Source organism: Flavobacterium branchiophilum FL-15 (assembly GCF_000253275.1).
GTDB classification, from domain to species: Bacteria; Bacteroidota; Bacteroidia; order Flavobacteriales; family Flavobacteriaceae; genus Flavobacterium; species Flavobacterium branchiophilum.
Window position 1 is genome coordinate 1,423,826 of the sequence record NC_016001.1, and the last position, 22,051, is coordinate 1,445,876.

At 34.4% G+C, this 22,051-nt stretch carries 21 protein-coding genes; 4 read left to right on the top strand and 17 right to left on the bottom strand.

Translation table 11 applies throughout. From position 1 onward, the window contains the following. Positions 1–9 precede the first annotated feature (9 nt). The 4 genes from FBFL15_RS06155 to FBFL15_RS06170 all read right to left on the bottom strand — a co-directional run bounded on the left by FBFL15_RS06155 (position 10) and on the right by FBFL15_RS06170 (position 2,470). Complete coding sequence (locus FBFL15_RS06155; RefSeq protein ID WP_014083769.1) at positions 10–285, bottom strand: ATP-dependent Clp protease adaptor ClpS; 276 nt, start codon at positions 283–285, stop codon at positions 10–12. Positions 286–299: 14 nt separating this feature from the next. Next, positions 300–1,136 carry a 50S ribosomal protein L11 methyltransferase gene (gene prmA / locus FBFL15_RS06160; protein WP_014083770.1) on the bottom strand — a complete coding sequence of 279 codons (837 nt, stop codon included), beginning with the start codon at positions 1,134–1,136 and terminating at the stop codon, positions 300–302. An 87-nt stretch (positions 1,137–1,223) separates the two neighbouring features. Beyond that, positions 1,224–1,976: a triose-phosphate isomerase gene (gene tpiA / locus FBFL15_RS06165; RefSeq protein WP_014083771.1), complete on the bottom strand. Its 753-nt coding sequence runs from the start codon at positions 1,974–1,976 to the stop codon at positions 1,224–1,226. 2 nt (positions 1,977–1,978) lie between these two features. Then, positions 1,979–2,470: a TlpA family protein disulfide reductase gene (locus FBFL15_RS06170; protein WP_014083772.1), complete on the bottom strand. Its 492-nt coding sequence runs from the start codon at positions 2,468–2,470 to the stop codon at positions 1,979–1,981. Between the two features lie 493 nt (positions 2,471–2,963). Here FBFL15_RS06170 and mscL point away from each other — a divergent pair, with 493 nt between their 5' ends. Beyond that, positions 2,964–3,380 carry a large conductance mechanosensitive channel protein MscL gene (gene mscL, locus FBFL15_RS06180; RefSeq protein WP_014083773.1) on the top strand — a complete coding sequence of 139 codons (417 nt, stop codon included), beginning with the start codon at positions 2,964–2,966 and terminating at the stop codon, positions 3,378–3,380. A gap of 198 nt (positions 3,381–3,578) precedes the next feature. Continuing rightward, complete coding sequence (locus FBFL15_RS06185) at positions 3,579–4,568, top strand: aspartate-semialdehyde dehydrogenase (RefSeq protein ID WP_014083774.1); 990 nt, start codon at positions 3,579–3,581, stop codon at positions 4,566–4,568. 331 nt (positions 4,569–4,899) lie between these two features. On the opposite strand, the gene FBFL15_RS06195 is transcribed toward FBFL15_RS06185, so the two are convergent. The 9 genes from FBFL15_RS06195 to FBFL15_RS06235 all read right to left on the bottom strand — a co-directional run bounded on the left by FBFL15_RS06195 (position 4,900) and on the right by FBFL15_RS06235 (position 14,898). Beyond that, positions 4,900–6,690, bottom strand: a complete 1,791-nt coding sequence (locus tag FBFL15_RS06195) for an acyl-CoA dehydrogenase family protein (protein WP_014083775.1) — start codon at positions 6,688–6,690, stop codon at positions 4,900–4,902. Between the two features lie 49 nt (positions 6,691–6,739). Continuing rightward, positions 6,740–7,087, bottom strand: coding sequence for a four helix bundle protein (locus FBFL15_RS06200; protein WP_014083776.1), 348 nt, complete (start codon positions 7,085–7,087; stop codon positions 6,740–6,742). Positions 7,088–7,154: 67 nt separating this feature from the next. Further along, entirely contained in the window at positions 7,155–8,336 is a 1,182-nt protein-coding gene (locus FBFL15_RS06205) for an acetyl-CoA C-acyltransferase (RefSeq protein ID WP_014083777.1), read from the bottom strand. A 55-nt stretch (positions 8,337–8,391) separates the two neighbouring features. After that, a complete protein-coding gene (locus FBFL15_RS06210; protein ID WP_050881278.1) occupies positions 8,392–8,808 on the bottom strand; it encodes a DUF1016 N-terminal domain-containing protein in 417 nt (138 codons plus the stop codon). A 142-nt stretch (positions 8,809–8,950) separates the two neighbouring features. Continuing rightward, positions 8,951–9,412 carry an IS200/IS605 family transposase gene (gene tnpA, locus FBFL15_RS06215; protein ID WP_014083778.1) on the bottom strand — a complete coding sequence of 154 codons (462 nt, stop codon included), beginning with the start codon at positions 9,410–9,412 and terminating at the stop codon, positions 8,951–8,953. Positions 9,413–9,722: 310 nt separating this feature from the next. Further along, on the bottom strand, positions 9,723–12,113 hold the full coding sequence (locus tag FBFL15_RS06220; protein WP_014083779.1) for a 3-hydroxyacyl-CoA dehydrogenase/enoyl-CoA hydratase family protein: 2,391 nt from the start codon (positions 12,111–12,113) through the stop codon (positions 9,723–9,725). A 36-nt stretch (positions 12,114–12,149) separates the two neighbouring features. Beyond that, the gene (locus FBFL15_RS06225; RefSeq protein ID WP_014083780.1) at positions 12,150–12,590 is read right to left on the bottom strand and encodes a MarR family winged helix-turn-helix transcriptional regulator; all 441 of its coding nucleotides are present in this window, start codon (positions 12,588–12,590) and stop codon (positions 12,150–12,152) included. A gap of 117 nt (positions 12,591–12,707) precedes the next feature. Beyond that, on the bottom strand, positions 12,708–13,580 hold the full coding sequence (locus FBFL15_RS06230) for a lysophospholipid acyltransferase family protein (RefSeq protein ID WP_014083781.1): 873 nt from the start codon (positions 13,578–13,580) through the stop codon (positions 12,708–12,710). Positions 13,581–13,686: 106 nt separating this feature from the next. Then, on the bottom strand, positions 13,687–14,898 hold the full coding sequence (locus FBFL15_RS06235) for an MFS transporter (protein WP_014083782.1): 1,212 nt from the start codon (positions 14,896–14,898) through the stop codon (positions 13,687–13,689). 158 nt (positions 14,899–15,056) lie between these two features. Here FBFL15_RS06235 and meaB point away from each other — a divergent pair, with 158 nt between their 5' ends. Both meaB and FBFL15_RS06245 read left to right on the top strand, forming a co-directional pair. Continuing rightward, a complete protein-coding gene (meaB, locus tag FBFL15_RS06240) occupies positions 15,057–16,142 on the top strand; it encodes a methylmalonyl Co-A mutase-associated GTPase MeaB (protein WP_014083783.1) in 1,086 nt (361 codons plus the stop codon). Between the two features lie 165 nt (positions 16,143–16,307). Beyond that, complete coding sequence (locus tag FBFL15_RS06245) at positions 16,308–16,874, top strand: DapH/DapD/GlmU-related protein (RefSeq protein WP_014083784.1); 567 nt, start codon at positions 16,308–16,310, stop codon at positions 16,872–16,874. Between the two features lie 13 nt (positions 16,875–16,887). On the opposite strand, the gene FBFL15_RS06250 is transcribed toward FBFL15_RS06245, so the two are convergent. The 4 genes from FBFL15_RS06250 to gldF all read right to left on the bottom strand — a co-directional run bounded on the left by FBFL15_RS06250 (position 16,888) and on the right by gldF (position 22,020). Further along, complete coding sequence (locus FBFL15_RS06250; RefSeq protein WP_014083785.1) at positions 16,888–17,907, bottom strand: threonine aldolase family protein; 1,020 nt, start codon at positions 17,905–17,907, stop codon at positions 16,888–16,890. 430 nt (positions 17,908–18,337) lie between these two features. Next, positions 18,338–19,456 (bottom strand): DNA polymerase III subunit beta, encoded by a 1,119-nt coding sequence (gene dnaN / locus FBFL15_RS06260; RefSeq protein WP_014083786.1) that lies wholly within the window; start codon positions 19,454–19,456, stop codon positions 18,338–18,340. A 119-nt stretch (positions 19,457–19,575) separates the two neighbouring features. Beyond that, positions 19,576–21,252 carry a gliding motility-associated ABC transporter substrate-binding protein GldG gene (gene gldG / locus FBFL15_RS06265; protein ID WP_014083787.1) on the bottom strand — a complete coding sequence of 559 codons (1,677 nt, stop codon included), beginning with the start codon at positions 21,250–21,252 and terminating at the stop codon, positions 19,576–19,578. 42 nt (positions 21,253–21,294) lie between these two features. Beyond that, complete coding sequence (gldF, locus tag FBFL15_RS06270) at positions 21,295–22,020, bottom strand: gliding motility-associated ABC transporter permease subunit GldF (protein ID WP_014083788.1); 726 nt, start codon at positions 22,018–22,020, stop codon at positions 21,295–21,297. Positions 22,021–22,051: the final 31 nt, after the last annotated feature.

The following is a 22,051-nucleotide window of genomic DNA, read 5'->3' on the forward strand; positions in this document are numbered from 1 at the left end:
TAAAATTATTCAAATAATTTCAGCACTTAATCCTGCTTCTAATAATTGTAAACATTGTGGTTTTAGTTCTTTTAAACTGCCTGTTTTTACAGTACATTTTCCTTTATAATGTACTAAAATAGCACATTGTTCAGCTTGTTCGGCAGTATGTTTACAAACCGCAATTAGTGTATCTATTACATGATCAAATGTGTTCACATCATCATTATACAATACTATTTCATTATGTGCCGCTAATTGTTCTGAAACAGCTTTCTTTTCTTTAACTTTTTCAATCGTGGACATAAACAAATTTTAATTTAATTTTTAATATACTTCAACGAAACCCAATTGTTTCTTTTTAATTGATTTACAAATTGCAATCCATTTGCAATACAGGCAGCGTCTATATATGGAATATCCTCTTCATAAAACCCACTAAATAAAATGATGCCTTTGGAATGTAAACTGTTGCAATAGGCTTCCATATCGTTCAAAAGGATGTTTCTATTGATGTTGGCTATTATCAAATCATATTTTTTATCTGCTAATAGGGCGGCATCTCCTTCATAAACACTAATGTGTTGGCAATCATTTCGCTCTGCATTTTCAATAGAGTTCAAGTAGCACCAGTTGTCTATATCTATGGCATCAATGGGTTTTGCTCCTTTCATTTCGGCCAAAATAGCCAAAATGGCAGTGCCACATCCCATATCTAAAGTTTTCAATCCAACTACTTCCATGGCTAACAAATGCTGAATCATCATGTGAGTCGTTTCATGATGTCCTGTCCCAAAACTCATTTTGGGCTCTATTACTATATCATATTTAGCCTCCGTTTTAGGATGAAAGGGGGCTCTTACATGACACATTCCATCCACTTCAATTGGCTCAAAATTTTTCTCCCATTCTTCATTCCAATTTACTTGTGCAATTTCTTCTAACGTATAGGAAATGGTAAAGTCTTCGTTTTTCAATACCATGACCTCATCCAAAATTTGTTCATTCCAAAACGATTTCTGAATATAAGCCGTCATGCCAGCCTCTGTTTCTATAAAACTTTCAAATGGCAGTTCGCCCAATTCGGCTATTAATATTTCCGATCCCAATGCTTTTGGGCTCACCTCAAAATGATAACCCATATAAATATTTGACATACAAATGTGATTTATTATTTAATAATTAAAAAAAAAGAAAAGCGACAATTTTCATTACCGCTTTTCTTTTAAGCTGGCTTTTATGGCCTAAATGCCATTTACAATAGCCACAAAATCCGAAGCTTTCAAAGCAGCACCACCAATCAAACCACCATCAACATCGGGTTTAGAAAATATTTCTTTGGCATTATCTGGCTTTACACTGCCTCCATACAATATCGAAACACCCTCTGCAATATCTGCTCCAAATCCTTTTCTAATTGTTGCTCGTATAAACTCGTGCATTTCTTGTGCCTGTTCCGGACTGGCCGTTTCTCCTGTACCAATGGCCCATACGGGCTCATAAGCCAAAATAATATGTTCCCACGATGATTTTTCTATATGAAACAAGCCATCTCTTAATTGATTTTCTACCACATTAAAGTGTTGCTTGTCTTGACGGTCTTTCAACTCCTCTCCAAAACAAAAAATCACATCCATTTCATGCTTCAGTGCCGTATCTACTTTATTGGCCAACAACGCATCGGTTTCATGACAATAGGCTCTTCTTTCAGAATGACCCAATATCACGGTGTTCACGCCAATACTTTTTAGCATATCTGCCGAAATTTCTCCCGTAAATGCCCCGCCCTCGGCTTGGTGCATGTTTTGTGCCGCAACCGTAATGTTTGTAAAATTCAAATGCTCAACTGCCGATGACAAATTTACAAATGTCGGAGCCACTATAATTTTTACTTCTTTGTCCGATGGCAATTGGTCTATCAATTCATTCAACAAATCTTCCGTTTGCTCGGCATTTTTGTTCATTTTCCAGTTTCCTGCTACAATTTTTGTTCTCATGTTTAGTGTATAGTTTTTAGAATAGTACTCATCTTTTCAAAATCAGTCTCTACAGCGCGATACAATACTACTTTTCCCGTTTTGTCCACTATAATATACCTCGGAATCCAATCCAAATCTATCATCTGTCCAAAAACACCTTTCATACCATCGTTTGCCATATAATGATCGCCAACCAATTCATGTTTGTCAATCCCTTGCTTCCATTTTTCAACCGTTTTGTCCATAGACAAAAACACAAACGAAACCTCAGGATTTGCAGCTTGCAACGTTTTTACTTTTGGCATGGCTTTCACACAATCAGAGCACCATGAAGCCCAAACCTCTATAACCAAAGTCTTTCCTTGATGTTTTTTTAAAATATCCGAAAACTTTACTTGTTTTTCAGCACTGTTCATCAGTGTCGCTTCTAAAGCTCCCGCCGCAAATTCTTCTTTCTGTGCCTGGCATCCCCATGCTAAAACACCACACAATAGCATTAATATTTTTTTCATAATTGATAGTTTTTTGGTTTATTTTTTCAATCTACTTTACATTGCAAACGCAAAAATAATTATTTTAATTTTGAAATCACATTTTTTTTCAATTATCTTACCCTTTTATTTGCAACCACCATTCACAAAAAAACAACAACGCCCTTTTTTTCTCAAAGCACAACACCCCGTTTTCAATCTACACCCGTCCCGCTATCCATTACAATCTTTTGTTTTTTTGTCGTTTTCAAAACAAACTAATTCACAAATAAGGATGACGCCACTTCCAATTGAAGTCCATCCCAAAAAAACAAAAGGATTTCCATTACTATCGGGGCTATACAAACAACTTCAATCTTTCAAAAAACACTTCAATAAAATCAAAAAAAAAGCCATTTATCCCTAAAAAACAACCTTTCAACCTTAATTAATCTATTTTTGATCCAACAAAATGTATTTTCAATTCATTTTTTTTCTTATCTTCGCCTCCTAATTAACTCTAAATTAAAAAACTATGGGATTTTTTGCAGATTTTAAAGCCTCTCTTATGAAAGGCGATATTGTAAGCCTTTCAACAGCCGTTGTTATTGGCGGCGCTTTTGGCAAAGTGATAACCTCTGCCGTAGAAGATAACATCATGCCAATTATTGGTTTAATAACTGGTGGTGTTGATTTTACTCAAAAATTTATTTCACTCGACGGCAATGTTTACGAAAATTTAGAAGCCGCCAAAAAAGCAGGAGCTGCCGTAATAACTTATGGCAATTTACTTCAAGCACTTCTTAATTTTATCATTATTGCTTTCTTTATTTTTGTATTATTAAGAGCCGCTGATAAAGCCAAAAAGAAAGAAGAAGCTGCTGCACCAGCACCAACTGGTCCAACTCAAGAACAACTTTTAACCGAAATTCGCGATTTATTAAAAAAATAATTTAATTTTAAAAGCCCACATTTCAAAAGGCTGAACCCATTTTTTGGGGCAGCCTTTTTTATTTGAACATTTTTTAATTACACAAAATGTTTTAAATATAACATTTTGTTATTTTTTGTTAATCCCCTTGTTACTCTAATTTTATTATTTACTTTTGTACCATCAAATAGTAAAATAAAAAACAAAACATAAATTATCATGAGAATAGCAGTTGTAGGGGCAACCGGAATGGTTGGCGAGGTAATGCTACAAGTTTTAGCAGAAAGAAATTTTCCAGTAACAGAATTAATTCCAGTAGCATCTGAAAAATCCGTTGGAAAAGAAATTGAGTTCAAAGGCACAAAATACAAAGTAGTTGGCATGCAAACAGCCGTAGAGATGAAAGCCGATATTGCAGTTTTTTCAGCAGGAGGCGATACCTCCTTGGAGTGGGCTCCAAAATTTGCAGCAGCGGGCACAACTGTTATAGACAACTCGTCGGCTTGGAGAATGGATCCTACAAAAAAATTAATCGTTCCAGAAATTAATGCCAACCAATTAACCAAGGAAGATAAAATTATTGCCAATCCCAATTGCTCTACAATTCAAATGGTTATGGCATTAGCACCATTGCATCAAAAATACGACATAAAAAGAATCATTGTTTCTACATACCAGTCCATTACAGGAACTGGCGTAAAAGCTGTAAAACAATTAGAAAACGAATATGCGGGTATTCAAGGCGATATGGCTTACAAATACCAAATACACCGTAATGCAATTCCTCACTGCGACAGTTTTGAACCCAACGGTTATACTAAAGAAGAAATGAAACTGGTTCGTGAAACTCAAAAAATTTTGAGCGACAATACGATTGCTGTTACTGCAACTGCCGTGCGAGTTCCAATCGTTGGAGGACATAGCGAAGCCGTAAATGTTGAATTTACAAACGATTTCGATGTTGCAGAAGTACGATCTATCTTGAGCCAAACCGATGGCGTAATAGTTCAAGACGATTTGGATGCTTTTTCGTACCCAATGCCATTGTTTGCCCAAGGGAAAAACGAAGTTTTTGTAGGTAGAATCCGTAGAGACGAAAGCCAACCCAACACATTAAATTTATGGATAGTTGCAGACAACTTACGTAAAGGGGCAGCTACCAACACCATTCAAATTGCAGAATATTTGATCGCTCATCAACTGGTTTAATAAAAATGATTAATTTGTATTAGGAGGGGCTAATATTAATAGCGTATTTATTTATAAAAAGCTATTTTTTAAATACCAAATATATTTATAAAATAGTCCAAAGATTCGTAGTTATTTTTTAGAAAAAATTTTCAAAAAAAATCGCTGCATAGCTGGGCTACGGAACTATTTTTTTTGAATAATTTTAGCAAAAAAAAACAAGTAGATTGGACTGTTTTATATGTATATTTGGTATAATATCTATTTTTTCTAAATACATCACGAAAATTTTTTTTGAATAAAAAAGGCTGTCCAAAAATAATTGGACAGCCTTTTTTAATTATAAAAAAAATTAAAAGCAATAGCTATTTTCGGCAACCAATTTGGCTGTAATTTGCTCTCTTAATCCAACAATATTTGGCATGTTGGTGTATTTTGTAAATCGGCGTAAGCCCATCAACATCATACGTTGTTCGTCTCCTTCGGCAAAAGAAATAATACTTTCTTTTCCTCTTTGAGCTACAATATCAACTGCTTTGTACAAATAGAGTTTTGCCATTGCAATTTGCTCTTTTACAGCTGCTTCGCCTTGTTTTTTAGCCATTTTTTCTGTTCTCAAAATGGTGCTTTCTGCCATATAAATTTCAATCAAAATATCGGCAGCAGCCATCAATAATTGTTGGTGAGCGTCAAGATCCATTCCATATTTTTGAACGGCACCACCAGCAACCATCAAGAAGGCTTTTTTCAATTTGCCAATCATTTCTTTTTCTTCAGAGAATAATTCAGAATAATCAGGGGTGTCAAAAGATGGAATCCCCATTAATTCTTCTTGAACTTTGGAAGCAGGACCTAATAAGTCTATATGGCCTTTCATGGCTTTTTTGATTAACATTCCAACAGAAAGCATTCGGTTGATTTCGTTAGTCCCTTCATAAATACGGGCAATTCGAGCATCTCTCCAAGCCGATTCCATCGGAGTATCTTCTGAGAATCCCATTCCGCCATAAATTTGAATTCCTTCGTCAGAGCAATTTTGAACATCTTCTGAAACGGCTACTTTCAAAATGGAACACTCAATAGCAAATTCTTCTACGCCTTTCAATTCGGCTTCTTGATGCGAAGTGCCCTCTGCTTCTCTAATTTTGATTCTATTTTCAATGTCTTTTGCAGCTCTATACGTGGCACTTTCTCCAGCATAAGTTGATGTTGCCATTTCGGCCAATTTGTATCTGATAGCACCAAAAGAAGCAATTGGAGTATTAAATTGAATTCTTTCATTGGCATAGTGAATTGCATTAGATGTTACTCGACGTTGTGCATCCAAACAAGCAGCTGCCAATTTGATACGACCTACATTCAAGGCATTCATCGCAATTTTGAAACCGTTTCCTCTTTCAGACAGCATATTTTCAACAGGTATTTTAGTTTCATTAAAGAAAACCTGACGAGTTGATGAAGCACGAATTCCTAATTTGTGTTCTTCTTCTCCAAAAGAAATTCCGTTGTCAGCTGTGTTTTCTAGGATGAAACCGGTAATATTTTTGTCGTCTTCAATTCTAGCAAAAACGATAAATAGCGAACAAAATCCTGCATTTGAAATCCACATTTTTTGTCCTGTGATTTTGTAATGTGTTCCATCTTCAGACAAAACCGCTTTTGTTTTCCCTGAATTTGCATCACTTCCTGCTCCTGGTTCAGTTAAACAATAAGCTCCAAACCATTCGCCTGATGCTAATTTCGGAACGTATTTTTGTTTTTGTTCTTCTGTTCCATATAAAGTAATTGGCATGGTTCCAATTCCGGTATGTGCACCAAAAGCAGTTGAAAATGAGCCTGTTGCTCCTGAAATATAGTCGCAAACCAAACAAGTATCCACAAATCCCATTCCCATTCCGCCATAAGCTTCAGGAACCGAAATGCTCAAGAAACCCATTTCGCCTGCTTTACGCATGGTTTCCTCAGTTAAGGCATAATCTTTCTTTTCAAAACGATCTTTGTACGGCCAAATTTCTTTGTCCACGAATTCTTTAACAGAATCACGCATCATGATTTGTTCTTCAGAAAAATCTTCAGGTGTGAATACATTTTCACATTTTGTTTCTTTTACAAGGAATTGTCCTCCTCTTGTGATGTCTTCCATATAGTTTTTTTTAGATAAAAGAAGAAAGAAATTAGAAAAAAGATAAAACTTAAAGTTTATTAATGAATCCCACTGTCATTTTTTGGAATTCAATAATCTTGTTTTCAATTTCATTCGACTTTTCATTTGATAAATATTTATTTTGATTAGCTATTAATAATTGTGTTTGCAATTCGAACGATGACCCTAAACTGATATTCAAATAATGTTTAAAATGAACATTTTCTCTATTTGAACCTTCTGCAATATTAGAAGGCATAGAGACCGCAGCGCGATTCATTTGACTTACAAGTCCATAGGTTTCACTTTTAGGAAAATCAAGACATATTTTATGAATATCTGAAGTTATTTCCAATGATAAAATCCAAATTTTAAGATTTTTAAAATTGTGTTTCATTACTTAAATTTTCTTCTTTAAATGAACTTGAATCTCACATCTTTTTTCTTGCCTCTTTTTTCTTGCCTTACAATACCTCGTAAATCCCCGCACTTCCTTGACCTGTTCCAACACACATACTTACGATACCATATTTGCTACCTCTTCTTTTCATTTCGTCAAATAATTGCACCGATAATTTAGCACCTGTACAACCTAGTGGGTGACCTAAAGCAATAGCACCACCGTTCACGTTTACGATTTCAGGATTTAAGCCTAATTCTCGAACAACCGCTAATGATTGTGATGCAAAAGCTTCGTTTAACTCAATTAAGTCAATATCGTTTAAAGTCAATCCTGCTTGTTTCAACGCTTTCGGAATGGCTTTTACAGGGCCAATACCCATAATACGTGGTTCAACTCCTGCTGAAGCATAATTAACCAGGCGTGCAATTGGAGTAACGCCCAATTCTTTAACCATTTCTTCACTCATAATTAAGACAAAAGCAGCTCCATCACTCATTTGTGAAGAGTTACCAGCAGTAACACTACCATCCGCAGAAAACACAGGCTTCAATTTGCCTAATGCAGCTATGTTCGTATCGGCTCTTGGTCCTTCATCTTTCGATATGGTATAAGTTTTAGTTTCTTTTTTACCGTTTTCGTTTATAAATGTTTGCTCTACATTAATAGGAACAATTTGTTTGTCAAATTTACCTTCAGTTTGAGCTTTCAAAGCCTTTTGGTGTGAGTTGAAAGCAAATTCATCTTGGTCTTCACGAGAAATTGAATATTGTTTAGCAACAGCTTCAGCAGTCAATCCCATACCCCAATAGTAATCCTCGTTTCCTGCAGCCGCTACAGCATAATCAGGAGTAGGTTTGTAACCTCCCATCGGAATAAAAGACATACTTTCAGCTCCACCAGCAATGATACAATCCGCCATGCCACTTTGAATTTTGGCTGTAGCCATTCCAATAGTTTCCAAGCCTGAGGCACAATATCTATTTACGGTTACGCCAGGAACATCCGTCACTTTTAATCCCATCAAAGAAATTAATCGACCTACGTTTAATCCTTGTTCGGCTTCGGGCATGGCATTACCTACCATCACATCGTCTATTCGTGTTTTGTCAAAATCAGGCAATTCATTCATCATAAATTGAATGGTTTCTGCTGCCAACTCATCCGGTCTTTTGAATCGAAAAACCCCTTTTGGCGCTTTGCCTACGGCAGTTCTGTATGCTTTTACTATGTATGCTGTTTTCATATAAATCCCCTAAATTTCCTATTAGGGGTCAATAGGTTTTATTGGTTGTTATTCATTAATTTTTTAATTGATAAGTTCTGTTATTCCAGTTGCATGCTACACTTTCATTCAAATAATACCATTTTTTGTCCTCTGACTCAATGCGGGAAAGCAAGCGATAATGCGTCCAACTCAATTCGGTACGCAATGCGTTCCAAATTGGAAAGCTTTTATAAAAAGCCCTCATATTGTTTAAATTTCTCTCGTCAAACCCTTTACCAAATTCAAGAGTCAATTCGTTTGCCAAGTTTTTTAACGTTGCTTTTCCATAAACAGCCTTTGAATTGCCTTGTTGTTCATCTTCAACAATTAATTGACCTATTTTCCAATACGTTTCCAGCAAAGCTGCATTAACCATTCGGTAAACCCGTTGTCGAGATTCCTGAATAATTTCTTTGACGGATTGAAATAATAGAGTGTTTGTTGGTTGCATTTTTCTTAAATTTTTCTGTCTATTTTTTAATTACTAAAACTTTTCATTAAATTTCTAAAACCTCGTAGAGGTTTACTGTTTGTAGCCCCAATCGTTTTTGCGTTCTTTTTAGCTCCGTAGGAGCCGACCTGTTTGTTATAAATTATTCTATCCAATCAAATAGATATTTTTCATTATATTCAATTTCAAATTTTTTTAAAAAATCTATATATTCCTCTTTAAATGTTCTTTTTTTATGATGTTCCTCTTGATTTAAAATGTATTTTATTACATTATCTAAATTGCTTTTGGAATATGAAAATGCTCCAAATCCTTCTTGCCAATTAAATTTCCCGTTAATCCATTTACTATCATTGATAAATTTAGACGAGCCTGCTTTTATATCTCTAACTAAATCAGAAATTGAAATGTTTGGTTTTAAACCTACTAAAATATGTACATGATCGGGCATTGCAAATATTGATAACAATTTTTGTTCTCTATTTGTTACAATCCCAGTGATGAATTTATGTAATTCTTCACGATTTTCTTTCATTATCAAATTCTGCCTGCCTTTTACCGCAAAAACAATTTGAATATATATTTGAGAATAGGTATTTGCCATTTTCACAAACAATAATCTGGTTTATAATTTAATTAAACAATCTACAATCAGGTCGCTCCTAAGGAGCTATATTGTTTTTTTTTTACATTTCTACAATCAGGTCGCTCCTACGGAGCTATATTGTTTTTTTTTACATTTCTACAATCAGGTCGCTCCTACGGAGCTATATTGTTTTTTTTTACATTTCTACAATCAGGTCGCTCCTACGGAGCTATATTGTTTTTTTTTTACATTTCTACAATCAGGTCGCTCCTACGGAGCTATATTGTTTTTTTTACATTTCTACAAATAGGTCGCTCCTAAGGAGCTTCTAATTTCTCAAAGGCTTCCCTTTAGTCAACATAAACTGAATTCTTTCCAATGTTTTTCTTTCTGTACAAAGTGATAAAAATGCTTCACGTTCAATATCTAATAAATATTGTTCGCTCACCAAGGTTGGTTCGGATAAATCGCCACCAGCCATTACATAAGCCAATTTGTTTGCAATTTTTCTATCGTGTTCAGAAATGTATTTACCAGCCTGCATTTGGTCAGTACCTACTAAGAACATTCCCAAGGCTTGTTTTCCAAGCACTTTTACGTCTTTTCTTTGAATTGGTTGCGTATAACCTTGCTCAGCCATTTGTAATGCCACTTGTTTTGCAACTGCAATTTGTCGGTCTTTATTGACTACCACAATATCTTTTCCTTTTTGTAAAACGCCCATATCAAAAGCTTCATAAGCAGATGTTGCTACTTTTGCCATTCCAACGGTTAAGAAATATTCTTGCAATACATTCAATTCAACATCATTTTTGTGGAATAAATCAGAAGCACGCAATGCCATTTCTTTAGAACCTCCACCGCCTGGAATAACTCCAACGCCAAATTCTACTAATCCAATATAGGTTTCAGCTGCTGCTACTACTCGGTCGGCGTGCATGGTCATTTCGCAACCACCTCCTAATGTCATGCCGTGTGGAGCAACAATTACAGGTGTTGCCGAGTAACGCACACGCATCATAGTATCTTGAAACATTTTAATAGCCATGTTCAATTCTTCATATTCTTGCTCCACAGCCATCATAAAAATCATTCCGATGTTGGCACCCACAGAGAAATTTGCCCCTTGATTTCCAATAACCAAACCGTTGTATTCTTTTTCGGCTAAGTCAATGGCTTTGTTGATAGCTTGTAGCACATCACCACCAATGGTATTCATTTTGGATTGGAATTCTAGATTCAAAATTCCATCACCCAAATGCTGAATCACAGCACCGCTATTACTCCATACTTTTTTGCTTTCGCGAATGTTATTTAAAATGATAAAAGCATCTTGTCCAGGAACCTTAGTTTGTGATTTTGATGGAATATTGTAATAATAAGTAGCACCTTCTTTTACAGAATAAAAACTGCTACTTCCAGAAGCAAGCATTTCGCTTACCCATGTTGCTGGTTCATATCCTTCGGCTTTCATTAGTTCGATTCCTTTGGCAACACCTATGGCATCCCAAATTTCGAAAGGCCCATTTTCCCAGCCAAAGCCAGCTTTCATAGCATCATCAATTTTATAAAAATCATCTGAAATCTCAGGAATTCTATTGGAACAATAGGCAAACATGGCTGCGAAATTTTTTCTGTAAAATTCTCCCGCTTTGTCTTTTCCTTTTACCAATACTTTGAAACGATCAATAGGTTTATCGATGGTTTTAGTTAATTCTAATGTAGCAAACGAAGCTTTTTTTGATGCTCTGTACTCTAATGTATTTAGGTCTAAAGATAAAATTTCTTTACCTTCTTTTTTATAAAAACCTTGCCCAGTTTTGCTTCCCAACCATTTATTTTCCATCATTTTGGAAATAAAATCTGGAAGTTGGAACAAATCATGTGCTTCATCATTCGGGCAGTTGTCATAAATTCCGTTGGCAACATGAACTAAAGTATCTAAACCAACCACATCCACCGTTCTGAATGTAGCCGATTTTGGGCGACCAATAACAGGTCCAGTTAATTTATCTACTTCTTCAATAGTTAGTCCCATTTCTTTTACCAAGTGGAATAAACTTTGAATACCGAAAATTCCAATACGGTTTCCAATAAAAGCAGGAGTGTCTTTGGCAACAACCGATGTTTTTCCTAAAAATTTAGAACCATATTCCGTTAAGAAATCCAATACTTCAGGATTGGTTTTTGGACCAGGAATGATTTCGAATAATTTTAGATAACGTGCCGGATTAAAAAAGTGTGTTCCACAAAAATGAGCTTGAAAATCCTCAGAACGACCTTCACTCATAAACTGAATAGGAATTCCAGAGGTATTCGAAGTCACTAATGTACCTGGTTTTCTATACTTGTCGATTTGTTCAAAGACTAATTTTTTAATATCTAAACGTTCTACAACCACTTCAATAACCCAGTCGCAAGAAGCGATTTTAGACATATCGTCTGTGGTGTTGCCGGTTGTAATTCGGTTGGCAAATTTCTGACTATAAATAGGAGAGGGGTTCGATTTTAAGGCATTCGCCAAATGGTCATTAACAATTCTATTTCTAACCACTTTACTTTCTAAAGTTAATCCTTTTTTCTCTTCAGCTTCGGTCAATGTATTTGGCAAAATGTCAAGAAGCAAAACCTCTAAGCCAATATTGGCAAAATGGCATGCAATTCCAGACCCCATGATGCCTGAGCCCACAACGGCAACTTTTTTAATTATTCGTTTCATTGTTTTAGTTATTTTGTTATTTTTTTAATTGTTATTTTAAAATATCTTTTTTTCACTAATCAAATGGTTGATTTCTTCAGTTACTTCTATAAAATGTCTTAATTTTTCTTCAGAAATATGTTGTTTAATAATGTCATTAAATTTTAAAACTGTTTGTTTTGACAATTCACGTTTTTGTTTTCCAAAATCGGTTAAATAAATCAACACCCCTCTTCCATCTTTTGGATTTCGTTTTTTGTAAATGAGTCCCTTTTCTTCCATCGATTTTAATGTACGTGTCAAACTTGTAGCTTCTACCCCAATTTTTGGCCCTAAGGCTGTTGATGGTGTTCCTTTTTCTTTATCTAAACTTAAAAGTAAAAAACCTACGGACATAGTTGCATCATACTTAGAGGCTTCCTCGTTATACATTCTCGAAACGGCTTGCCATGTAGTTCGAAGTATATAGTCAATTGTTTTTTCTTTTAGTGTATTCATTGTTGTTTTGATTTCGAATTCAAAGATAGTAAAAAAATATTATGCAAGCATAGTATTTTTTAATTTTTTTTCAAAAAAAAAAGAAACTTCAAAAAATGAAAGTTTCTTTTTAAAAAATTATGCTCTGCGATGTTTCCATCTTTTATGTGTCCATAAATAAAATTCGGGAGCTTCATATATTTGATGTTCTACTTTTTTTATAAATAAATCAGAAATTTGATAATCTGGAGTACCAAGAATGGTATCAGATAAGCGTTCAAAAGTAGCTACATAATGGCCTCTTTTTACTTTTATTGTTTTCAAAAAAAGAATATTCAAATCATATTTTTTTGCTAAAGATTCGGCACCAACATGAATGGGCACCTCTACACCTAAAAATTTGGTCCAATGCACTGCATTGTGTAAAGTAGGCGATTGATCACTTGCAAAACCATAAAGAGACAATACATTGTTATTTACATTCTCTATAATTGTAGGAATAGTTTCTTTTGTAGAAATTAATGTAGCGCCAAAACGGGCTCTTATTTTTTTTACCAATTGGTCAAAATAAGGATTGTTTATTTTTTTGTAAACTCCAAATCCTTTAAAAGCTACTTGCTGATTTAAAGAAACCAACCATTCATAACTGGCATAGTGTCCGCACATTAAAATGATGCTTTTTTTTTCGGCTTCAATTGATTTATAAAAATCTAAATTGGCAAAATAATAGCGTTTGTAAATCTCATTTTTAGAAATAGTCATGGTTTTTATCATTTCTAAAAACATATCGCACAAGTGGCTATAGGATTTTTTTTCAATGATTTTTCGCTCTGCTTGTGATAGATGAGGTAGTGTAAGTGCTAAATTGTCTCTAACAACATTTTTTCTATAACCAATGATATAATAAACAATTATATATAATAAATCTGATAAGATATATAGTATTCTAAATGGTAATATAGATACCAGTATCAAAATCGGGTATATAATAATATAAATGAGGAATTGCATTTTATATAAAAATTTGTCATGCAAATATAGTTTATTTTTTTGTGAATAAAAATATACTATGTAAATTAAATTCCAAATATTAATTTGTTAGCAAAATGATTACACTTTATTTTTTTTGTTTCAAATTGGGTAAGAAATAACAAATGACACCAATTAATGGCAAGAATGAACAAATTTGATACACAAAACCCACCGAAGTTTTATCGGCTAATATGCCTAACAATGCCGATCCTAAAGCACCCATTCCGAATGCAAAACCATAAAATAATCCTGAAATCATACCTAATTTTTTGGGTAATAATTCTTGTGCATAAACAATAATGGCTGGAAATGCCGACGAAATAATCAAGCCAATGATTACCATCAAAATATCGGTATAAAATAAATTTGCATAAGGCAACAGCAATGCAAAAGGGGTTACGCCAAAGACAGAAAACCAAATGACGTATTTTCTGCCAAATTTATCACCCAACGGCCCTCCTGAAATAGTACCAATGGCATAAGCAATTAAATAAATAAACATGTGAAATTGTGCATCTTGAACTTTGAGATGGAATTTTTCGATTACATAAAAAGTATAATATGTTGATAGACAAGCGGTATAGAAAAATTTAGAAAATATGACGGTTAATAAAATTCCTATAGCAATTGTTACTTGTTTTGAAGTAAGTTGGTGGTTTTCTGAAAAAACTTTCGCTTTTTGCTGGCGTAATGCCAACTGTTTGCTATACCAAAAAGCGATTCTGGACAAAATAGCAAGTCCAATTACGGCCGCAATTACAAAATATAAAAGGTGTTTTTGTGAGTTTGGCACAACAATCAATGCAACCAACAAAGGCCCTAAAGCGGTACCAAAATTGCCTCCAACTTGAAAAATAGATTGTGCCAATCCTCTTCTTCCTCCAGATGCCATATTGGATATTCGAGCAGACTCGGGGTGAAATATTGACGAGCCCGTGCCAATAAGCATTACAGCAATGACTATGCTATAAAAATGAGATGCATAAGCCAAAACGATTATTCCTGTTAATGAAAACAACATCCCATAAATTTGCGAAAATGGTTTTGGATATTTATCGGTATAATAACCTACAAAAGGTTGAAAAATAGAAGCGGTAAGTTGAAATGCAAATGTTATAAGCCCAATTTGAGAAAAACTCAAATGATAATTTTCTTTTAAAATAGGATACACGGAAGGTATCATGGATTGAATCAAATCGTTTAATAGATGAGCAAAACTAATCGAAAAAAGGATCAAAAAAATGGGTTTTTGAAGTGTATTTGAATTGTTTTGATCGGAATTTGAAGTGGTATTCATGGATTTTAATTTGCTGCAAAAATACAAAAATCAATACTATAAAGAGATGTAAAAGTACTTAAAATTTTAATTTACCATAAAATTGCTAACAAACGACGAATTTTTTTGATCATTTTTGAAAAAAAGTTTAAATTTGTGAGACCTAAAATAAACCAAAATTGGAATCAAAATCCCATGAACCAACCGCACTACACGAAGTGCCTGGAATCAATCAACCCGACACTTTAAGCCTCAAAGTGGTTTCGACTATACAACAATTTAGAAAAAAACAACCCACGGCTAATGAACTGATAGAAGGCATTTTAGCTCAAAATATTACCGCTTTGAGTAGGGCCATTACCCTGGTAGAAAGTACCAATAGTTCCCATTTAGAAAAAGCAAATGAAGTAATACATGCTTGTTTGCCGTATGCCAATCAATCTGTACGAATAGGTATAACTGGTGTGCCTGGCGTAGGAAAAAGTACTTTTATTGAGGCATTTGGAAAATATTTGACTGGTATTGGAAAAAAAGTAGCTGTTTTAGCTGTCGATCCTAGTAGTTCGATGAGTTTTGGAAGTATTTTGGGTGATAAAACACGAATGGAAGAACTTGTCAAGGATCCAAATGCTTACATAAGACCCAGCCCGTCTGGAGATACACTTGGCGGTGTTGCAAGAAAAACAAGAGAAACTATTACACTTTGTGAGGCTTTTGGCTATGATACCATAATAATAGAAACTGTAGGGGTTGGTCAAAGCGAAACTGCGGTGCACAGTATGGTGGACTTTTTTTTATTGTTAAAAATAGCTGGTGCTGGCGACGAGTTACAAGGCATTAAACGAGGCATAATGGAAATGGCCGATGCCATAGTGATTAATAAAGCCGATGGTGATAATATTAAAAAAGCCCAAATGGCAAAAGTAGCATTTAATAGGGCGTTGCATCTTTTTCCTGCCAAAAAATCGGGGTGGATACCCACAACGGCCACTTGTAGTGCATTGGTTCAGGATGGAATTTCGGAGGTTTGGGACAGCATTTTGAATTATTTGGACCTTACACAAAGTAATGGCTATTTTGAAGAAAAACGTCGTGATCAAAATCAATATTGGATGCTTGAAACCATTAACGAAAGTTTGAAAAATAGTTTTTTTAATAAAGAAAATATTAAAAATTTACTTACTATTAATAAAAAAGCCGTGCAAGATGGCACAATATCTCCTTTTGCTGCAGCTCAAATTTTATTGCAAGCTTATTTTGAATGAAAAAAAAATTGAAAGATTGAAAAATTGAAAAGGATTGAAAGATTGAAAAATTGAAAAATTGAAAGATTGAAAAATTGAAAGATTGAAAGATTGAAGTGAAGATATTAAAAGATAAATATTATAAAATTAAAAAAAATTAAACACAAACGAAATATTATAAAAAAAATGACCAATTCACATGATATTTTTAATCGGATGTTGACAGGTGGTACTATTAGTAGTACTGATCCGGAATGGGTTAAAGTTTGGGAAATGGTAGCTGATACCAAAAAACTATCAGTTATTTTGCAAAATACCCAAACGATCGATGAGGCTCGGCAGGTATTGAGTTCTATTTTTGGATATGAAATAGACCAATCTACCACAATATTTACGCCTTTTGATACAAATTTTGGGAAACATACCCGAATTGGGAAACGAGTTTTTATCAATCATGGATGTAGTTTTTTGGATTTAGGAGGTATTACCATTGAAGATGATGTGCTTATTGGGCCAAAAGTAAATTTGATAACCGAAAACCATCCTACCGCTCCAGAAGAACGTAAGTCGTTGATATTGAGTAGTATAACTATTCAAAAAAAGGCTTGGATTGGAGCTGGTTCCATCCTTTTGCCAGGAGTTACTGTGGGCCAAAATGCTATTGTAGCAGCTGGAAGTGTGGTAACTAAAAATGTAGCTTCAAATACCATTGTGGGCGGTGTTCCTGCAAGGTTTATTAAAAATATTGAATAAAAAACATAAAAAATTATAATTTTTTTAAGGTTTCTAGTACATAAGAATGCATTACTTCTCTGTAATCCAAATGGGTAACCATTCTTAGTTTGCCGCTTCCCATGGCACTTATGAGGATGTTTTTTTGTTTTAATTTTTCTATTACGATTTGTTCGTTTATGGCTGGTTTTACAGAAAAAATAAGGATATTTGTTTCAACAGGCTCTACTTTGTCTATCCAAACTAATTTTTCTAAAACGTTGGCAATTTCTTTGGCACGGCGATGGTCGTTTTCTAATCGGGCTACATGGTGGTCTAAGGCATATATGCCGGCAGCAGCTAAATAGCCTACTTGTCGCATACCGCCGCCTAAAATTTTTCTTATACGTAATGCCTTTTTAATGCTTTTTTGGTCGCTTAATAGCACAGACCCTACGGGAGCTCCCAACCCTTTTGACAAACAAACAGAGATGGTATCAAATATTTTGCCAAATTCTTTAGGGTTTTGTTTTTTGGCTATTAATGCATTCCAAATTCGGGCTCCGTCTAAATGAAATTTCAATTGATTTTTTTTGCAAACTTTGCTTATTTCGATTAAATTTTCTAGTTCGTAGCAGGCACCTCCTCCTTTGTTTGTTGTGTTTTCTACACAAACTAAACTGGTGAGTGGGCTGTGGTAAAACTCTGGGTCGTTGATGGCATTTTCTACTTGGTTGGCGGTAATCATCCCTCGGTTACCGTCTAGCAAACAACAAGATACACCGCTATTGAAGGCTACTCCACCGCCTTCATAATGATATACATGTGCCCATTTGTCGGCAATGAGTTGTTCGCCTGGTTGGGTGTGCAATTTGATGGCTGTTTGGTTGGCCATGGTGCCTGATGGAAAAAAAAGACCCGCTTCCATTCCAAACATTTTGGCAATTCGATTTTCGAGTTCGATAACAGTTGGGTCTTGTTTGTACACATCGTCGCCCACTTGTGCTTCAAACATATATTGTAGCATTTCGGGCGTTGGTTTTGTTACCGTATCGCTTATCAAATTGATTTCCATGGTTTTATATTTTGATGAAAAAAATATTTTAATTGATTACAACAAGTAATTCTTTTTATTGAAAAATAAATTACTTATTGATTTCCTTATTTTAAGGGTACTATCTGCAAAATTAAGTAATTAAATTTTAATTCAGTTTAAAATTGGTTGTAAGTCTGTTCTTTTTTTTTGAAAAGTTATTTGAAAGCAGGTTTTTTGTTGAATAGCCCCGATAGTAATGGAAATCCTTTTGTTTTTTTGAGAAAAAAGCTGCTTAATATAACGAAATTTTGTGGTGAAGAGATGGTTTGTTTTGAAAACGAAAAAAAACAAAAGATTGTAATGGATAGCGGGACAAGTGTTGTTTGAAAGGGTGGTGTAGTGCTACAAAAAAAAAAGACTATCTGTTGCGGAACGATAGTCTTTTTATTTATATGTAAAAAATGAGCTACTAACTGTTGATCATAACAGGCATTACGAGCATGGTTACGGCTTCGCCATCTTCTAAACCATCTACGGGTGTTAAAATTCCGGCACGGTTTGGTAAAGACATTTCTAACAAAATCATGTCGGATTGTAAGCTATTTAGCATTTCGAGTAGGAACCTTGAGTTGAAACCAATTTGCATGTCTTCTCCTTGGTAGTCGCAAGTTAATCTTTCTTCGGCTTTGTTTGAATAATCAATATCTTCGGCAGAAATATTTAATTCAGATCCTGCAATTTTGAGTTTGATTTGGTGTGTAGTTTTGTTTGAAAATATTGACACACGACGTACAGAGCTTAAAAATAAAGATCTATCAATCATTAATTTGTTTGGATTTTCTTTTGGAATTACGGTTTCGTAATTAGGATATTTTCCATCGATTAATCTACAAGTCAACACGTAATTATCAAACGAGAAGGTGGCATTGGATTTGTTATACTCAATTTTTACTTCGGTGTCTATGGCTCCTAAATTGTTTTTGAGGATGTTGAGTGGTTTTTTTGGCATGATAAAATCGGCCACTTCGGTTGCTTTTACGTCTTGGCGGGCATATTTTACTAATTTGTGAGCATCTGTAGCTACAAATGTAAGGCCTTCTGGCGAAAATTGAAAGAAAACGCCTGACATAACAGGTCTTAAATCATCGTTTCCTGCTGCAAAAATGGTTTTGCTAACTGCTGTTGACAATACATGCGAGGGAACAAGCGTAATGGAAGGATCCTCGAGCACAACAGATTTTGGGTACTCTTCGCCAGGCAAATAGGCTACGGAGTAATTACCGTTGTTTGAGCTCAACTCGATGGTGTTGTTGTCTTGTACAGAAAAAGTTAGCGGCTGTTCTGGAAAAGTTTTAAGGATTTCGAGCAATAATTTTGCGGGTACTGCTACGCTGCCTTGGCTGTCAGAATCTATTTGTAATGTGGCCGACATTTTTGTTTCTAAATCCGAAGACGAAACGGTTAGTTTGTTGGCTTCTATTTCAAACAAAAAGTTATCTAAAATTGGCAAGGTATTGCTGCTGTTGATGACACTACCTAATACTTGCAATTGTTTTAATAAATACGAACTTGATACAATAAATTTCATTTTTTTTTATTTTAATCCAAAATCATTTTTGGCATTGACTTTGATTTTGTTATTTTCTTTTTGAGCGTACAAATATATCTTAATTGTTTGAATAAAAAAACATTTTTTTTTGAACTCTTTTATTTTGCATATTTTCTTTTTCGTAAATAGCTGAATAACAGCCCAAATAGGGCTAAAATAAGCAATGGCAATCCTAGAATTAGGACTTGTAGGCTGGTATAATTGCTGTAAACTTTTTCTTTGTCTAATAATGGCAAATGAACTTCTTTGCTACGGATATTGATGAGTCCGTTGTCGTCTAGGAGGTAGTTTACGGTATTCATCATCAGTTCTTTATTGCCATACAATTTGTTGGTCCATTTGTCAAAACCCAGTTCGAGTGGCATGCCGTCTTTGTCCAATTGATTTTTGATAACGTCGCCATCTGCAATCACAATGATTTTGGATGTTTTGTTGCTTTTGGCAATAAACGTTTTGTCGTCAAAGGGCAACACTCGGTTTTCAAAAACCGATTGAAAAGTACCTTCAATTAATACAGCTACCGGCAGCGATCCTTTGTTTAAATACGCTCTCATATCGGTTTGTTCTTCAACCATTTTGAGGTTAATTTCTGTTGGTGTACCAATAGCGGTAGAGTAGGGTGAGGAGCGGAGTAAGATGGTTTTTTGTAAATTATTTTTTAAAATTTCTATAGGATTTGCAAATTCAAATTTAATTCCTTCCATATTTTTTACAATAGGATGGTTGGTTTCTGGATAAATGTAAGGCGACAGTTTCCATAAATATTCTTGAAACTGTGTGCCACTTCCGGCTGTTCCTGTTGCTAGTTTGATTGGAATACTTTGTTCGTCTTTGAGGAGTACGGGTTGAATTCTGATGCCATATTTGAAAAAAAGTTCCGAAAGTCCTAAATCGTTTGGAAAAGCAAAGGTGCTACCGTTTTCAGTTAGGGCTTGCATTTCGGCTTTTACTTGGTCGATAAGGAAAATGGCTTTTCCTCCATTTAATATAAATTGATCTAAAACTTGTTTTTCTTCGTCAGAAAAAGTTTCTTCGGGTTTGGCTACAATTGCCAAATCATATTTTTTTAGATAGGCTAAACTTTCTTGGGGTTTTTTGGCAACAGAATCCAAAGTAAACGGTCCAATGTAATAATTGTTTCGAACCTCTTTGATAAAATCGGCTATATATACATCGTCCAATTCGCCATTTCCTTTTATAATGGCTATTTTTTTTTCTTTGTCTTTAGAAATGGTGTTGATGCCGTTTGCAAAAGCATATTCAAGATGTTGAACAGAACTTACAATTTTTTCTTCAGTTGATTGCGTCATCGTGTTTTTTAACAAAGGAATTTTTATTTCTTTGTTTTTATATCGTGCTATTGCCCACGGAAAAACCATTTCTTGCGATTGTTTGCCTTTGTCGTCCACGGTTATGCTAATGGGAGTAAGCCCTTTGCCAAATAATTCTTTGGCCTTGCCCATCCCCTGATTTTCAGCATCTAATGGATTTATAAACTGAAAAATAATGTTGGAATTATAAGCTTTGAACTCTTCGAGTAGTTGCTGGGTTTCTGTTTGCAATTTTTTAAATTCGCCAGGAAAATCACCTTCTAAATATACATCTATATACAAGGGTTCTTGTACTTGCTGAATGATTTGCATCGAAGTTTTGGATAGGGTATAGCGTTGGTCTTGAGTCATGTCAAAACGATGAAAAAATTGGTATCCTAACAAATTGACAATCAATACGATCAGTAAGGTAAATGCTACTTTTTGAAAATTTTTATTTTTCATTACAATGTATAATTAATAAATATAATTGATGATAAATTTTGTTTAATGATGACTGTTTTTTAGTTGATTTACACTAAAAAATAAAAACAGATAGGTAATACTTACAAAATACAATACGTCTCGAGAATCAATAACGCCACGTCCAATACTTTTAAAATGTGCTTCCATGCCCAATGCTACTATAAAAGATTCAATATAGGGAATGTAGGAAGCTATACCTTGAAATCCAAAGTACAATACAAAACACAAAAACACCGAAATAATAAATGCAACTATTTGATTTTCAGTAAGTGTAGATGAAAAAATTCCAATGGAGGCATAAGCGGCTATTAAAAACATGAGACCAAAATAAGAACCAAAAGTACTGCCTAGATCCAAATTTCCTTCTGTTTGTCCCATTAAATAAACTACATATACATATAACAAAGTAGGAATAAGTGCCATAAGTATCAACAAAACCGAAGCTAAAAACTTGCCAGATACAATTTGCCACACACTCAATGGTTTTGTAAGTAACAATTCGAGCGTACCCATTTTTATTTCGTCAGAAAAACTTTTCATGGTTACGGCTGGTATCAAAAAAATCAAAATCCAAGGGGCCAATGTAAAAAATGGGCCTAAGTCTGCAAAACCACTATTCAATATATTGTATTGTCCTTCAAAAACCCATAACATCAACCCGTTGATAATCAAGAATAAGGCTATGACCAAATAGCCAATGGGAGAACCAAAAAAAGATTTAATTTCTCTTATTAATATTGCTTTCATTTATAATTATTGTAAAATATTTTAAAAAAAA